Below are 14268 nucleotides of genomic sequence, written 5' to 3'. Positions count from 1 at the left end.
GCGAAACGCTCGCCGCCTGATTAGCGAGCCGAACGCGCGTAAGCCTACCCCTTCACACAAACCACCTGCCTCAACGTATGCACCACCTCCACCAAATCCCTCTGCGCCTCCATCACTTTTTCAATATCCTTGTAAGCCATCGGGATCTCATCAATCACCGCTTCATCCTTCCTGCATTCCACCCCTTGCGTCGCCTTCACCTGGTCCGCAACGGTAAATCGCGCCTTGGCCTGTGTGCGGCTCATCACTCGCCCTGCCCCGTGTGAGCAACTGCAAAACGCTTCTTTATTGCCCAGCCCGCGCACGATAAAGCTCTTGGCGCCCATGGAGCCGGGGATGATGCCCATCTGGCCTTTTTGTGCGGAGACGGCGCCTTTGCGGGTGAGGAGGATGTCTTCGCCGAAGTAGGTGCCGCGCTCGATGTAGTTGTGGTGGCAGTCCACGGCGATGAGGCGGGCTTCGAAGGGTTTGCGGATGATGCCGCGGGCGGCGTCGAGCACGGCGAGCATCATCACGGCGCGGTTCTGGCGGGCGTAGTCCTGGGCCCATTCCACGGCTTCCACATAGTCGTCGAAGCTGCGGGTACCTTCCTTCAGGTAGGCGAGGTCGCGGTCGGGCAGGTTGATCATGTGGGCGCGCATTTCGTCGCGTGCCTTTTCGATGAAGTACGAGCCGATGGCGTTGCCGACGCCACGCGAGCCGGTGTGCAGCATGAACCACACGTGGTTGGCTTCGTCGAGGCACACCTCCACGAAGTGGTTGCCGGTACCCAGGGTGCCGAGGTGTTTGTGGTTGTTGGTTTTCTTCAGCACCGGGTGCTTGGCGGCGATGAGGTCGAAGCGCCCTTTCAAGGCGGCCCAGGCGTGGTCCACTTGTTTGGGGGCGGCATCCCATGAGCCTTTGTCGCGACCGCGGCCCATCGTGCGGCCGTGGGGTACGGCTTTTTCGATGGCGGTGCGCAGGCCGGCGAGGTTGTCCGGCAGGTCGGCCGCGCTCAAGGAGGTACGCACCGCAGACATGCCGCAGCCCAGGTCCACGCCTACCGCTGCGGGGATTACCGCGCCCTTGGTGGGGATCACGCTGCCGATGGTGGAGCCTTTGCCCAAGTGCACGTCGGGCATTACGGCCATGTGTTTGAAGATGAAGGGCATGCGGGCGGTGTTCAGCAGTTGCTGCTTGGCCGCGGGGTCGACGGGCACGCCTTGGGTCCACATTTTGATGGGGCTGCCTTCGGGGCCCTTGAGCAGGTCGTAGTGTTGGGTGGTCATGGGTGTGCTCCTTGAAATGCGCCGACGGGTTCAGGCAAACCTGTTGGCTTGAGGGCATTCTTGGTATTGGATTGGACAGGGGGAATGGGGGTGAATTGCTCTGGAAGCGGGGGTGGGGGATTCGAAATTTAATGGTTTTGCTGGGATATTCCAACGAAGGTCTGGGGATATTCCCGGGCTCCGCCGGAAGTTCGGCCCCACAGGCTTAAGTTCATTTGTGGGAGTATGGTGCCCATTCGCGAGCTCCGCCCGCTTCCTACGGGTTGAGCAGCTTCCCAACAGATAATCCCGTCAGCTATGTGGCACCGGGGCATTTATTAGGTAACGCACATGCTCAACGAACAACTGGACGCACTCAAGATCCCGAAAAACCTGCGTACGCCGATCGAGCGGTTGTTGCGCTCGCTGGAGGAAGCGAACACGCCGGAGGAGGTGGCTGCGGAGGCGGAGATTCAGCTTGAGTTCGTGCGCGGGCTGGAGTCGGACCGGCGTATTCGCAAGCCCGACATCGAGGCGTTGTATATCTTTTTCGACGACGCGGTGCAGGTGCGTTTGGAAGGCTTGCAGGGTTAGGTTCAACGCGCCTCTAAAAACGCCCGAACGGCCTGCACCGTAGGCCCGGGGGCCTCTTCCATCAGCCAGTGCCCTGCGCCCGGCACCACCACTTCCGTGACATGGTCGGCGGCGTTGCGCATCACTACCGCCTCGTTGCTGCCGAAGGATTTTTCCCCGCCAATCGCCAGCACCGGCATGGCCAGCTTCGGGGTGAGTGAGGCTTGGTTGTCTACCGCATCTTGGCGGATGCTGCGAAATTGCGCGAAGGCCGCGTGCATCGCGCCGGGCCTGGCGTAGAGGGTGGCGTAGTGGGCGCGGGTAGCTTCGTCCACTTTTGCTGGGTTGCCGGCGAATTCGTTCCAGAACCGATCCAGGTAAATACGCTCACGGCCGGCGACCAGCCGCTCGGCATCCGGCCCACCGAAGTCGAAGTGCCACAGGGCGGGCAAGCGCACGATGTCGTTCCACGGTGGCACGCCGGGCACCGGCGCGTCCATCACCACCAGCTTGTCGGTGCGGTCGCGGTAGCGGGCGGCGTATGCGTAGGCAACCATGGTGCCGATGTCGTGGCCGATCACCACGGAATGCTCGATCCCCAACGCCGCCAGCACGCCACGAATATCACCCGCTTGGGTTTTCTTGTCGTAGCCGCTTTCGGGGATGGAGGACAAGCCCATCCCTCGCAGGTCGGGCACCACTACGGTGTGGTCTTTCACCAAGTCGGTGGCGAGCGGCACCCACATGTCGCCGGTATCGCCAAAGCCATGCAGCAGCACCACCGCCGGGCCTTTGCCGCCCACGCGTACGTGGAGGGTGGCGCCTTCTATCGGTATATCCTGGGTTCGAAACGCGGCTGGGAAGGGAGCCACCTCGGCTACAGCAGGGGCAGCCAGTACCAGCAATGTAACAGCGGCAAGCAGGGCACGAACCATGTAAGCCTCCATCACCCGGGAGGGGCTCCCGTGGGGTGATTCAAGCGTAGCGCTAACTCAATTATTCGCCATTCCGCTTACCGGCGCCCCGGTCTAGCGCGCCTGAACCGATTCACGCCTTGTAACTAATCCGCCGCCCAGCCCTCCGAACCTTCACCCTCATCCACCGTCCGACCTTAGCCACTGACGTTCGCTTTGAGGTACCGGATTGAAAGACTCCATCGTCAATAAATACCGTTTGATCGTCAAAACCCTGGGCTACGTGGGCTGGGCGTTGTTCTGGCTGTTGCTGTGGGACGTGGCGGTCACGGTGGATTTCATGCTGTTCCTGGACAGCAAGCTCAACCTGCCGCTGATGCCCTTGACCCTGCTAGGTTCGGCGCTGGTGGTGCTGATCAGCTTTCGCAACAGCAGTGCCTATGGCCGCTGGTGGGAAGCGCGCACGTTGTGGGGCGCGATGGTTAACAACTCGCGCAGCTTTGCCCGACAGGTGCTTACGCTGCTGGATGACCCGGATGGCGAGGTGAACCCGGTGAAGGCCACGTTGCTGCGCCGGCATGTGGCCTATGTGAATTGCCTGGCGGCGCACTTGCGCGGGCAGCCGTGCCCGGAGGAGGTGCGGGCGTTTATCCCCGATGACGAGTTCGCCCGCCATGGCGCCACCAACAACTTTGCCAACGACATCCTCAATGGCAGCGCGGCGCTGCTCGCCAAGGAGTACAAGGCGGGCCACCTGGACAGCATTCGCTTGTCGCGGCTGGAGTCTACTTTGGTGGAGCTGTCCAACAGCCAAGGCGGCATGGAGCGGATTGCCAATACGCCGCTGCCCTACCCTTACGTGTATTTCCCCCGCCTGTTCATTTCGCTGTTCTGCCTGATCGTGCCGGTGGGCCTGGTTGAGTCGCTGGGCTGGTTCACCCCGCTGGCGTCCACCGTGGTGGGCTTTATGTTGCTGGCGATCGAGCGCATTGGTACCGACCTGCAGAGCCCGTTCCGCAGAAGTGAACACCAGATCAAGATGGAAGCGATCTGCGAAACCATCGAGAAGAACCTGGCTTCCATGCAGCGCGATGCCTTGGGCGGCGATCGCATCGCCTAGCCCCTGGCAGCAATGCCCGCCCGGCATATTTTCCATGCCGGGCGTTTAATCCCCACAATTGCCCCCCGCCGTTGCGGGGTTATGCCGAAAACGAAGCGCAGAATGGCTTTTCGGTATTTCTCGCGCATAACCCGCGTATGCCTAGCTAGCCGCTCCCGACTACTCTGGAGCCACTGATGCTCGCCGTACCCCGTCTGTTTCGTTCCCTCGCACCCTTTATCCTCGCCAGTGCCTTTGCCACCGCCGCCTGCGCGCAAAACCAGCCTGATGAAATCCGTATCGCCGTGCCAGACCTGAGCGCCGGCAGCGAGCACAGCGGCGGCGGCGTGGTGGATGTGCTGCGCGATCAACAGTTGCTGGAGAAGGAATTCGCAGCAGACGGCATCAAGGTGCAGTGGCTGTTCTTCAAAGGCGCTGGCCCGGTGATCAACGAGGCATTGGCCAATGACCAGGTGGACTTTGCCTACCTGGGCGACCTGGCGGCGATCATTGGCAAATCCAGCGGGCTCGACACGCGCTTGCTGGCCGGTACCGCGCGGCGGGTGAAGAGTTACCTAGGCGTGGTGCCGGGTTCTGGCATCAAGACCCTGGAGGATTTGAAAGGCAAGCAGGTGGGGATATTCCGCGGTACCGCCAGCCAGTTGTCGTTCGATGCGGCCCTGGCCAGCCATGGCTTGTCGGAGAAGGACATTCGTGTGGTGAACCTGGATTTCAGCGCGGCCAATGCGGCCCTGGCGGCGCGCCAGCTGGACGCGACCTGGGGCAACGCTGGGCTGGTGGCCTTGCGTGAGCGCGGGCTGGCCGAGTTGCCGCTCAACACGGCGGACCTGAACGGTGCTGGCGACCTGCAAGGCATGCTGGTGGGCAATGGCGCCTTTGTGGACCACTACCCCGGAGTGACCGAACGCCTGCTGCGCGCCCAGCAAAAGGCGCTGGCGTGGCTGGCGGTGCCGGACAACAAGCAGGCCTATGTGGAGTTGGTGTCCCGCGTGGCGAGTTACCCCACGGTGGTGTTGGCGACGGATGCCGAATCGGTGGACTTCAGCCGGCAATTCGACCCTCGCCTGGATCAGGACTTTATCGGCCGGTTGCAAAAGTCCGTGGACCTCGCTGCCCAGCAGCGGCTGATCCGCGCGCCGTTCTCCGTGAAGGAATGGGCGCAGCCGGGCTTCCTCGACACTGCCTTGACCGCCGCCGCAGACACCCAAGCCGCACGCTGACATCACTTTCCAGCAAAGGAACCCACAATGACCCAGACCGCTTCGTTCGCGCCCACTAAACCTTACGTTCATCCCCGTGGCGAACGCTTTGATATCACCCCTCTCGAAGCCCCGTTGGGCGCACGGGTCACCGGTATCGACCTCAACCATGTGAAGCCCGAGCAGGTGTTGCAACTCAAGCACGCGTTGCACGAGCACCACATTCTGGTGTTCAACCAGCAGCACTTGTCCGACCCGGATTACCTGAAATTCGCGACCCACTTCGGGACGGTATTCCAGCCGCCAGCGGACATTCCCGTGCTGTCCTCCGGCAAGGACGGCCGGGCGCCGGATATCGTGAAGGTGGCCAATACCGAAGATGGCGAGTTGGGCAATGGCGCCATCCCCGCCCATGCGGACCACCAATGGACGCCGAGCCCGTCATCCGGCTCGTTCCTGTATGCCCAGGCCGTGCCTTCCAGCGGCGGTGAAACGCGCTTTACTAACCTGGTGCTGGCGTATGAAACGCTGGATGCGGCCACCCGGGAAGAAATCGACGGGCTGCGGCTGATCACCTACAACCCCTTCGTGCGCCGGCAGCTGGGTGGGTATAACGGCGGCTCGGTGCGCTACCGCACGCCGGACGTCCCTGCCATCCAAGGCACCGAGCACCCGCTGGTGCGCACCCATCCCGACAGCGGCAAGCGGTTGCTGTTTCTCGGCGTGGCCACAGAGGTGGAAATTGCAGGCGTGGACCCGGCCTACGGCCAAGCGTTGATCGAACGGCTGCGGGCGCACCTGGAGCAGCCGCGTTTCCACTACAGCCATCAATGGCAGCCGGGGGATATCGTGTGGTGGGATAACCAGGCGGTGTTGCATGCCCGCAATGCCTTCCCTGCCAATGAACAGCGGCGCATGAAGCGGATCAGCCTGGCGGGTAGCCGCCCGTTCTAGTCGCCCGAGGGCGTTGCCGGAGCCTGGAAGGCACACACCCGGTTGCGCCCGCTGTCCTTGGCTGAATACATCGCGGTATCGGCGTCCTTGATCAGTTGCTCCGCGCCACGGCTGTCGCCGGCGGAGTACAGGGTGAAGCCGATACTGGCGCTGACGTTCACGGGCTCTGCGTCGAGCTTTATAGGGGCGGAGATCGCGGCCAGCAGTTTGGTTGCAACGCCGCTGGCCTGGGATGCGCCTGCAAGGTGCGTGAGCACTGCCACGAACTCATCCCCCGCCACGCGGAATACCCGGTCGCTGCCGCGCAGGCAGCGAACCATCCGTTGGCCAACTTCCTTGAGCAGCACGTCGCCCGCATCATGGCCCAGGCGGTCGTTGATGGCCTTGAAGCCGTCCAGGTCGATAAACAGCACGGCCAAGGTGTCGTCTTCAGTGGACATTGCGCGCGGCAACCATTCGCTCAGCGCTCGCCGGTTCGCCACGCCAGTGAGTGGGTCTTGCAGAGCATCGCGCTCACGGGCCTCTTCCTTGGCCTTGCGGGCGGAAATCTCGTGGAGAAAGGCGTTGAAGAACACGCCTTGCTCCGAATGCAGGGCATTGATGTGCAGTTCGACCGGAATGGTGCGGCCATCGCGGCGCAGGGCTTGCAACTCCAGGCGCTTGCCCAGCACCCGGTTCTCGCCGGTCTGCAGGTAGTTCCGCATGCCCTTCACGTGTTGCTCACGCATCGCGGGCGGTATCACCAGGTCTTCCAGCAGTTGCCCCACGGCTTCCTCGCGGCTCCAGCCAAACGTGGCCTCGGCCTGGCGGTTCCAGGCCAGGATGCGGCCATGGTTGTCGGTACGTACGTAGGCGTCCTGGGTGTATTCCAGCACGGCGGTCAGCTCCACCTCGCGCTGATGCAGTGCTTCGGTACGCTCGGCCACACGCTGTTCCAGCTCGGAGGCCAGTTGGGCCAGCGCCGCCTGGGCCACCTTGCGCGCCTGGATATCGGTAACCACGGCCAGGATGAAATCCAGCTCGCCGTGGGGTAGCAGGTGGCGAGTGAGGGTCACGTGAACCCAGCGATGCTCGCCATTTTTGCGGATCAGCCGTTTCTCCAGTTCCAGCCTGTTTATCTCGCCATCGCGCAAGCGAGTCCACTGAGGCACGTTCTCGCCCAGATCCTGGGGGTGGGTGAAGCCCTGGTAGGTCATGCCGCGCAGCTCGCTGGCCGTATACCCGACCAGTTCGCAGAAGGCAGGGTTTACCCGCTTGAGTACGCCATTGGCGTCGGACAGCACCATGCCGGGCCCGGCGCTTTCAAACACCGAGCGGAACCGATCCTCTGCGGTTTCGATACGCGCATCCGATAGCCGAAGGTGGGAGCGCGACAATAGCGCTGCTTCTCGCAGGCGGATCTCGCGCACAACCAACTCGGCCAGGTCTTCAAGCACTTGCAGCTGTTCGTCACTCAACTCACGCGGCCGCGAATCGATGGCGCACAGCGTGCCCAATGCATGGCCGTCACTGGTGCGCAGCGGCACGCCGGCATAAAAGCGAATATTGGGTGCGCTGGTTACCAAAGGGTTGTGAGCGAAGCGAAGGTCACGGCTGGCATCGTTGACGATCAGCGGCTCGTGCTGGCGGATGGCGTGGTCGCAAAAGGCAATTTCACGGGGTGTTTCGCGCACCCCAAGCCCGTAGGCAGATTTGAACCACTGCCGGTGCTCGTCGATGAGCGATACCAGCGCGATGGGCACATCGAGCGCACGCGCCAGCAGCCGGGTAATTCGGTCGAATTCCGGCTCTGGTTCCGTATCCAGCAGGTTCAGTGCTCGAAGCAACCGCAGCCGAACCTGCTCGGGTTCTGACGCCACTTTGCTCAACCGTGGGCTCCCTGTACCGGTTAATGTCGAGAACGGATAAAACACTGCCCGGGCGGGCCGGGCAGTTACGGGTACAAACCGCTCAGCTAGCGGGAACCGCTGCGCTCCATACGCTCACGGTCGCTGAGTTCCACTACGCGCCGGGCGGCGTCGACATCATTGTAGCGGTACTCGTCCCGCCCGTTGTCGTCAGTGATGTGAAAGACAGCCGTGGCGTCCTTGCGCTGGGCTTCACAGGGAATATCCCGGCCTTCGAGCCGCTGGATCTTGACTGCCATGGGTGCGTTCCTCACAGAAGTTCGCTGGGTACCGTGCCGCCGTTGGCGGAAATCTTTTGCAGCACGGCTTTGTGCAACCACATGTTCATTTCGGCGGAGTCGCTGAGCTTGTCAGCCGGGCAGTTCAGTTCGTTGGCCAGCTCCTTGCGGTGCTCCAGGCTGCTGTCGATGCCAAGCAGCTTCAGCAGGTCGACCACAGAAGTGCGCCAGTTGAGTTTCTCAGCGTGTTCATTAGCCAGGCCGTCCAGCTTGGCGCCCACATCCACGGTGGTATCCGTGCGCGGCGTAGTGGTTCCGGTCATGGGCGGCACCCCACCGTCCACGCTTACCGGCGCGGCGCTACCTGGAGGGGTGGGCGTTGCGGTGGTCGTGGTGGGCTGAGTGTCGTCATGGCCGATGCCCAACTTGCTCAGGATGTCTTTGAAAAGGCTCATCGATGGTTCCTCGTGGTGCCGTAGGTCTTTGGTGGACCCCAGCGCCGCGCGGAAAGTTTGATCGATGTGACCGCCGCGTTCAGGCGAACACGGTAACCCGGTTGCGCCCGCTGCGCTTGGAGGTGTACAGGGCCTGGTCGGCGCGCTCGATCAGTTCCTGATAATCGGCTGCCGGCTTGCGCAGGTCGGCAACGCCCAGGCTGATGGTAAAGCGGATGGCTTTATTCTCGTGGGTGACCACCAAGGCCTCGATGGACGCACGCAGGCGTTCAGCCAGTATGTGGCCGCCTTCCTTGTCGGTATCGGGCAACAGCAGGGCGAATTCCTCGCCACCGTAGCGGCCGCAGATGTCGGAATCGCGCACATGCTCGCGCACCACGTCGGCCACGCGCTGGATCACTCGATCGCCGCCCGGGTGGCCATAGGTGTCGTTCACCTGTTTGAAGTGGTCGATGTCGAACATCACCAACGCGCAATCGTTGCCATAGCGGCTGTGGCGGGCGTATTCGTGCTTCAACGATTCTTCCCAATGGCCCCGGTTGTACAGCCCGGTGAGTCGGTCGGTACTGGAAAGCTTCTGCAACTGCGCGTTCACCGTTTGCAGCTGGCGGCGGTTGGTGGCCACTTCCGTCACGTCATAGATCACCAGGCAAATGTGCTCTATCCGGTTGTTGATCGAGCGCAGCGGGAACAGCGTGGTGTTCTGGTACATGAAGGGCTCGGAGCCGGTGATGGGCTGATAGGTCTCGAACTTCAACAGGTAGGGGCGTTGCTCCCAGATCGTGAAACTGGGAGAGCCCAGCGTGACCACGTTTTCCACCTTGCGGGTAAACCAGGTCTGCTCCACCTCGCGGAACAGCGAGAAGAACGACTTGCCTTGGGCTTCCCGGGCCGGAATGCCGGAATGGTTTTCGATGAACGAGTTCCACACCGTCACGTTGAAGGAACGATCAAAGACGACCACGCCTACATCGATGCTTTGGGTAATGGCGAGAAGCCAGTGCAGTTCGGTAAGGTCCATAGGTGTGTTCATATCAATTCATCATGTACGCGAGCTTGCCTTTGAGCCTGGCCAGCGACGTCTCGGTAAACAGGAGCAGCAGGTCGAAGTGTATATCGTAGCCTTCGACGCTATAGCTGATTTCCACGGCGAGGGTTTGCTTCCAGCGGTGGCGGTTGAGCGTGATCAGGTCTTCGATACGGGCGTGCTCGCCCAACACCTGCGGATGGCTTAGCGAAAAGGTAAGGTCAATCTGTTCGCCAATGCCGCTCAGGCAGGCGCCGATCAGCAAGGCGGACAAATCCAGCAGCATTTCGGACTGGCTACTTTCACGGTATTCCTGGCGCAACAGCCGGGCCATGTCCGGCAGGCTGCTGTCGTGGAACATCAGCAGTGCTTCGCCGGCGATGCCTTCGCCGATATACCCCTGGCAGATGGCGGTAAGTTGATTGCCGCGCTGGGCGTCGGCCAGCGCCATGTGCAGTTCACCCACTTCCAGCACATTGACGTTGGGGATAGGCAACTCGATGAACACGTGCAGCACCTTGGCCAGCAACGCGGCGGCGCGGCCCATCGCAACGTTCACGGTTTCGCGGAACGCGTCGTTGAAGTTGATCGCAACGTCGGCCCCAGGTTGCTCGATCGGGCCCTGCCCGGTGGCGAATACACCACACTGGCTGAGTGCCTCGCGCAGTTCATCCGGGTTGGCGGGCTTTTTGAGAAACGCGGTCGCCCCCAGGCCCATCACGCGGCGCACGGCTTCATCCTGCACGTCGCCGGATACCACGATCACCTGGGTGTCCAGGCCTTCCTCCTGGATGGCCGCCAGTACCTCATAGCCGTCCATCTCCGGCATGGTGAGGTCCAGCAACACCACTTCGCCCAGGCCGTTGCGAATGGCTTCCAGGCCCAGCCGCCCGTTTTCGGCTTGGGTCACAGACAACTCAAGCCCTTCGGGTAAGGCCCGGAGCAGTTGCTTGCGGGCCATGTTGGAATCGTCACAAATGAGCAAAGGTACAGCAGCCATTTAGATCTTCGTCCGGTTGAAAGCTGTGCGGGGCGCGGCGAGCGGCACTGTAAACAAGCAGCATGGCACTACGCCAGCGCTTTGGCGTGCTTGTATCAAATCATGCACGTATTAGGGTAAAACCTAGCAGCGATGCTTCACTGGTAACGAGCCGGTCGTAGCATAGCTTGGACATCGAGCCTTGCAGTTGTATGATGTCCGGCAACACCTGTCGAAGCTGTCGCATTCAAACTTCCCTCGCTTTGGCAGCGCTCACGCTTCCCGTTAACCGAACAAGGAGACAACAATGCCTGACGTTCTCGGACACAATTTCATCAACGGTGCCCGTAGCGCCCTTGGCGAATCCAGCCTCAAGAGCATAGACGCCGCCAGCGGCGAAGCCCTGCCATACAGCTTCTGCCAGGCCACCGACGCTGAAGTGGATGCCGCCGCCAAGGCTGCCGATGCCGCCTACCCTGAATTCCGTCAGTTGAGCCCCGTTCGCCGAGCAGAGTTCCTTGAAGCCGTTGCTGATGAGCTCGATGCCCTGGGCGATGACTTCGTTGCCATCGTTTGCCGCGAAACCGCGTTGCCTGCCGCACGCATCCAGGGTGAGCGTGGCCGTACCAGTGGCCAGATGCGCCTGTTTGCCAAAGTGCTGCGCCGTGGCGACTACCTCGGTGCCCGCATCGACCTGCCGCTGCCGGACCGCAAGCCGCTGCCACGCCTGGACCTGCGCCAATACCGTATCGGTGTAGGCCCGGTAGCGGTGTTCGGCGCCAGCAACTTCCCTCTGGCGTTCTCCACCGCCGGCGGTGACACCGCTTCGGCCTTCGCCGCTGGCTGCCCGGTTGTGGTGAAAGCCCACAGCGGCCACATGGCCACCGCCGACCTGGTGGGCACTGCCATCACCCGCGCTGCCGAGCGTACTGGCATGCCTAAAGGCGTGTTCAACATGATCTTCGGCAACCGCGTTGGCGAAGCACTGGTCAAGCACCCGGCCATCAAGGCCGTAGGCTTCACTGGCTCGTTGGGTGGCGGCACCGCGCTGTGCAAGATCGCTGCAGAGCGCCCAGAGCCCATCCCGGTATTTGCCGAGATGTCGAGCATCAACCCGGTGATCCTGCTGCCAGAAGCCCTCAAGGCTCGCGGCGCAACCGTGGCCAAGGAATTGGCAGGTTCGGTATGCATGGGCGCAGGCCAGTTCTGCACCAACCCAGGCTTGGTGATCGGCGTGAAGTCGGCTGAATTCACCACCTTCCTGGAAGCGCTGAAAACCGAAATCGGTGGCCAGCCCGCGCAGACCATGCTCAATGCCGGTGGCCTGAAAAGCTACAGCAGCGGCGTGCAGCACCTGCTCAGCCACCCAGGTATCACTCACCTGGCTGGCAACGCGCAGGAAGGCAACCAGGCCCAGGCGCAGCTGTTCAAGGCAGACGTTTCGCTGCTGCTGAACGGCGATGCGCTGCTGCAAGAAGAAGTGTTCGGCCCTACCACCGTGGTGGTGGAAGTGGCTGACGACGCTGAGCTCAAGCAAGCCCTCCTGGGCCTGCGTGGCCAGCTGACCGCGACGCTGATTGGCGAAACCGCCGACCTGCAGACCTACCAGTGGCTGGTGCCGATCCTGGAGCACAAGGTAGGGCGCATTCTGGTGAACGGTTACCCAACCGGTGTGGAAGTGTGTGAAGCCATGGTGCACGGCGGCCCGTTCCCGGCCACCTCCGACGCCCGTGGTACGTCAGTGGGTACCCTGGCGATCGACCGTTACCTGCGGCCGATCTGCTTCCAGAACTACCCCGACGCGCTGCTGCCAGAAGCCTTGCAGAACGCCAACCCGCTGGGCCTTCAGCGCCTGGTGAACGGTGAGTGGAGCATCCAGGCTATCGCCTGACCCACGGTTCGCTTAGCCGTGGGGGCAGAGCTCGCGAATGGGCATATCAGCCAATTCGCGAGCTTCGCCCGCTTCCCACAAGTAGCCGGTGCAACAGGTATCGCTTACTGCACCACCCTCCCTTCCCCACGCCCGCGCGGGTCGGACGCTGTTTCCAGCTGGCCGTTCTCCACCCGGATCATCTGTATGTTCCCCATCAGCCAGCCCTGATCTTCCAGGGTGTAGCCCATCTTTTTCAGGTCATCCGCCACTTCACCGGTGAGCGGCGCCATGGCGTCGTAGTAGATCGTGTCCTTGGGCAGCAACTGGTGGTGCACGCGCTGCACGGTCACGGCTTCCACCGGGGTAAGGTGATAGTCGTAAAGGTTGTTCAAAACCTGGAACACGCTGGTGAAGATCCGCGAGCCACCGGGTGTGCCGACCACCAACGTCACCTTGCCATCGCGGGTCACGATGGTCGGGCTCATGGACGAGAGCATCCGCTTGCCGGGCGCGATGGCGTTGGCGTCACTGCCCACCACACCAAACCCATTGGCCACGCCAGGCTTGGCGCTGAAGTCGTCCATCTCGTCGTTGAGCAGGAAGCCTGCGCCCGTCACCACCACGCCGCTGCCGTAGTCGAAGTTGAGCGTGTAGGTATTGCTGACCGCGTTGCCGTCCTTGTCGATGATCGAGAAGTGCGTGGTCTGGTGCGTTTCCAAGCCCGGGCGAACCTGCTCGGTAGGTGAAATAGCCTTGGGGTTGATCTCCGCGGCGCGTTTGTCGAGGTAGGCCGGGGCGGTGAGCATGCCCACCGGCACCTTGTTGAAGTCCGGGTCGCCGAGGTAATCCGCGCGGTCGGCGAACACGCGCTTCTCGATTTCCGCTAATAAGTGGATATAGCGGGCTGAGTTCAGCGGTACGCCATTGAAGTCACTGCTGCGGCGTTCCTTGATCCCCAACAGTTGCGCCAGCGCGATGCCGCCTGAACTCGGCAGCGGCGCGGTGTAGATGGCATTGCCGCGCCAGTCGATGCGCAGGGGTTCACGCCAGCGGGCCTTGTAACCTTTGAGGTCTGCCGCGGTGATCAGGCCCTTGTCGTGCTGCATCTGGGCAACCAGCAACTGCGCGGTTTTGCCCTGGTAGAACTCGCTCACGCCTTTATCGGCAATGCGCTCGAGGGTTTGCGCCAGCTCGGGCTGGGTGAAGCGTTCGCCCACTTTCATGCTGCCGAAGTACTGCGGGAAATTGGTGCTGCTCTTGAACAAGCCGAGGGCGTCTTCGCGGTACTGGTACTGCTCCTGCGCCACGATAAACCCGCGCTTGGCGTAACCGATGGCCGGGGTAAGCAGTTCAGACCACGGCAGCTTGCCGAAGCGTTTGTGCGCCTCCCACAGGCCCATCACGGTGCCCGGCACGCCGGCGGCCCGGGCGCCCACCAAGCTCAGATCCGGCACCACTTCGCCCTTGGCGTCCAGGTACATGTCCTTGGTAGCCGCCTTCGGCGCCGTTTCGCGGTAGTCGAGGAAGTACGGCTTGCCCTTCACGTACAACGTCATGAAGCCCCCGCCGCCCAGGTTGCCGGCCTCCGGGTAAGTGACAGCGAGCGTGAAGGCGGTGGCCACTGCGGCGTCCACGGCATTGCCGCCTTGCTTGAGGATCGCTTCGGCGACCTCGGCCCCGTAGCGGTCCGGTGACGCCACCGCGCCGGCCGGCAGGGCGCTGGCCCAGCTGCTGCTCGACGCCACCAACACAGCGGTGGCGACCAGGGTTTTGCAAAGTACGAGGCGCATCGGTTGTCCTTG

The 14268-nt window shown here is 62.4% G+C and carries 13 protein-coding genes; 5 read left to right on the top strand and 8 right to left on the bottom strand.

What is annotated here, in order from left to right:
- Positions 1–44 precede the first annotated feature (44 nt).
- Positions 45–1268 carry an RtcB family protein gene (locus AC3Z8Y_RS02630; protein WP_490088344.1) on the bottom strand — a complete coding sequence of 408 codons (1224 nt, stop codon included), beginning with the start codon at positions 1266–1268 and terminating at the stop codon, positions 45–47.
- Between the two features lie 330 nt (positions 1269–1598).
- Here AC3Z8Y_RS02630 and AC3Z8Y_RS02625 point away from each other — a divergent pair, with 330 nt between their 5' ends.
- Entirely contained in the window at positions 1599–1841 is a 243-nt protein-coding gene (locus tag AC3Z8Y_RS02625; protein ID WP_490088343.1) for a hypothetical protein, read from the top strand.
- Between the two features lie 2 nt (positions 1842–1843).
- Here AC3Z8Y_RS02625 and AC3Z8Y_RS02620 read toward each other — a convergent pair whose 3' ends face one another.
- Positions 1844–2755: an alpha/beta fold hydrolase gene (locus AC3Z8Y_RS02620; protein ID WP_490088342.1), complete on the bottom strand. Its 912-nt coding sequence runs from the start codon at positions 2753–2755 to the stop codon at positions 1844–1846.
- Between the two features lie 208 nt (positions 2756–2963).
- Here AC3Z8Y_RS02620 and AC3Z8Y_RS02615 point away from each other — a divergent pair, with 208 nt between their 5' ends.
- The 3 genes from AC3Z8Y_RS02615 to AC3Z8Y_RS02605 all read left to right on the top strand — a co-directional run bounded on the left by AC3Z8Y_RS02615 (position 2964) and on the right by AC3Z8Y_RS02605 (position 6007).
- The gene (locus AC3Z8Y_RS02615; protein ID WP_181117692.1) at positions 2964–3854 is read left to right on the top strand and encodes a bestrophin family protein; all 891 of its coding nucleotides are present in this window, start codon (positions 2964–2966) and stop codon (positions 3852–3854) included.
- Positions 3855–4030: 176 nt separating this feature from the next.
- Positions 4031–5074 (top strand): ABC transporter substrate-binding protein, encoded by a 1044-nt coding sequence (locus tag AC3Z8Y_RS02610; RefSeq protein WP_490088341.1) that lies wholly within the window; start codon positions 4031–4033, stop codon positions 5072–5074.
- A gap of 27 nt (positions 5075–5101) precedes the next feature.
- The gene (locus AC3Z8Y_RS02605; RefSeq protein WP_490088340.1) at positions 5102–6007 is read left to right on the top strand and encodes a TauD/TfdA dioxygenase family protein; all 906 of its coding nucleotides are present in this window, start codon (positions 5102–5104) and stop codon (positions 6005–6007) included.
- Here AC3Z8Y_RS02605 and AC3Z8Y_RS02600 read toward each other — a convergent pair.
- The 5 genes from AC3Z8Y_RS02600 to AC3Z8Y_RS02580 all read right to left on the bottom strand — a co-directional run bounded on the left by AC3Z8Y_RS02600 (position 6004) and on the right by AC3Z8Y_RS02580 (position 10614).
- The gene (locus AC3Z8Y_RS02600; RefSeq protein WP_490088339.1) at positions 6004–7866 is read right to left on the bottom strand and encodes a sensor domain-containing diguanylate cyclase; all 1863 of its coding nucleotides are present in this window, start codon (positions 7864–7866) and stop codon (positions 6004–6006) included. The two genes, AC3Z8Y_RS02605 and AC3Z8Y_RS02600, sit on opposite strands and share 4 nt — an antisense overlap.
- Before the next feature lie 95 nt (positions 7867–7961).
- Positions 7962–8153: a hypothetical protein gene (locus AC3Z8Y_RS02595; protein ID WP_181122702.1), complete on the bottom strand. Its 192-nt coding sequence runs from the start codon at positions 8151–8153 to the stop codon at positions 7962–7964.
- An 11-nt stretch (positions 8154–8164) separates the two neighbouring features.
- Positions 8165–8587, bottom strand: coding sequence for a DUF3597 domain-containing protein (locus AC3Z8Y_RS02590; protein ID WP_490088338.1), 423 nt, complete (start codon positions 8585–8587; stop codon positions 8165–8167).
- A 79-nt stretch (positions 8588–8666) separates the two neighbouring features.
- Entirely contained in the window at positions 8667–9620 is a 954-nt protein-coding gene (locus AC3Z8Y_RS02585; protein ID WP_490088337.1) for a sensor domain-containing diguanylate cyclase, read from the bottom strand.
- Between the two features lies 1 nt (position 9621).
- Entirely contained in the window at positions 9622–10614 is a 993-nt protein-coding gene (locus AC3Z8Y_RS02580; protein WP_490088336.1) for a response regulator, read from the bottom strand.
- 286 nt (positions 10615–10900) lie between these two features.
- Between AC3Z8Y_RS02580 and AC3Z8Y_RS02575 the strand changes: the two genes are divergently transcribed.
- Positions 10901–12484: an aldehyde dehydrogenase (NADP(+)) gene (locus AC3Z8Y_RS02575; protein WP_490088335.1), complete on the top strand. Its 1584-nt coding sequence runs from the start codon at positions 10901–10903 to the stop codon at positions 12482–12484.
- Positions 12485–12588: 104 nt separating this feature from the next.
- Here the strand turns inward: AC3Z8Y_RS02575 and ggt are convergent, their stop codons facing one another.
- Positions 12589–14256, bottom strand: coding sequence for a gamma-glutamyltransferase (ggt, locus tag AC3Z8Y_RS02570; protein WP_490088334.1), 1668 nt, complete (start codon positions 14254–14256; stop codon positions 12589–12591).
- Between the last annotated feature and the right edge of the window lie 12 nt (positions 14257–14268).

The sequence above is a fragment of the Pseudomonas sp. 3MAES_34.3B genome (assembly GCF_058145875.1).
Note: the sequence above shows the minus strand (reverse complement) of the source record. Positions and strands in the feature narration are given on the sequence as shown.

Bases quoted from the DNA above. Each gene is read 5' to 3' on its own strand.
- AC3Z8Y_RS02595 (WP_181122702.1), bottom strand. From the start codon at position 8,153: ATGGCAGTCAAGATCCAGCGGCTCGAAGGCCGGGATATTCCCTGTGAA.
- AC3Z8Y_RS02605 (WP_490088340.1), top strand. From the start codon at position 5,102: ATGACCCAGACCGCTTCGTTCGCGCCCACTAAACCTTACGTTCATCCC.
- AC3Z8Y_RS02590 (WP_490088338.1), bottom strand. From the start codon at position 8,587: ATGAGCCTTTTCAAAGACATCCTGAGCAAGTTGGGCATCGGCCATGAC.
- AC3Z8Y_RS02610 (WP_490088341.1), top strand. From the start codon at position 4,031: ATGCTCGCCGTACCCCGTCTGTTTCGTTCCCTCGCACCCTTTATCCTC.
- AC3Z8Y_RS02630 (WP_490088344.1), bottom strand. From the start codon at position 1,268: ATGACCACCCAACACTACGACCTGCTCAAGGGCCCCGAAGGCAGCCCC.
- AC3Z8Y_RS02620 (WP_490088342.1), bottom strand. From the start codon at position 2,755: ATGGTTCGTGCCCTGCTTGCCGCTGTTACATTGCTGGTACTGGCTGCC.
- ggt (WP_490088334.1), bottom strand. From the start codon at position 14,256: ATGCGCCTCGTACTTTGCAAAACCCTGGTCGCCACCGCTGTGTTGGTG.
- AC3Z8Y_RS02575 (WP_490088335.1), top strand. From the start codon at position 10,901: ATGCCTGACGTTCTCGGACACAATTTCATCAACGGTGCCCGTAGCGCC.
- AC3Z8Y_RS02585 (WP_490088337.1), bottom strand. From the start codon at position 9,620: ATGAACACACCTATGGACCTTACCGAACTGCACTGGCTTCTCGCCATT.
- AC3Z8Y_RS02625 (WP_490088343.1), top strand. From the start codon at position 1,599: ATGCTCAACGAACAACTGGACGCACTCAAGATCCCGAAAAACCTGCGT.
- AC3Z8Y_RS02580 (WP_490088336.1), bottom strand. From the start codon at position 10,614: ATGGCTGCTGTACCTTTGCTCATTTGTGACGATTCCAACATGGCCCGC.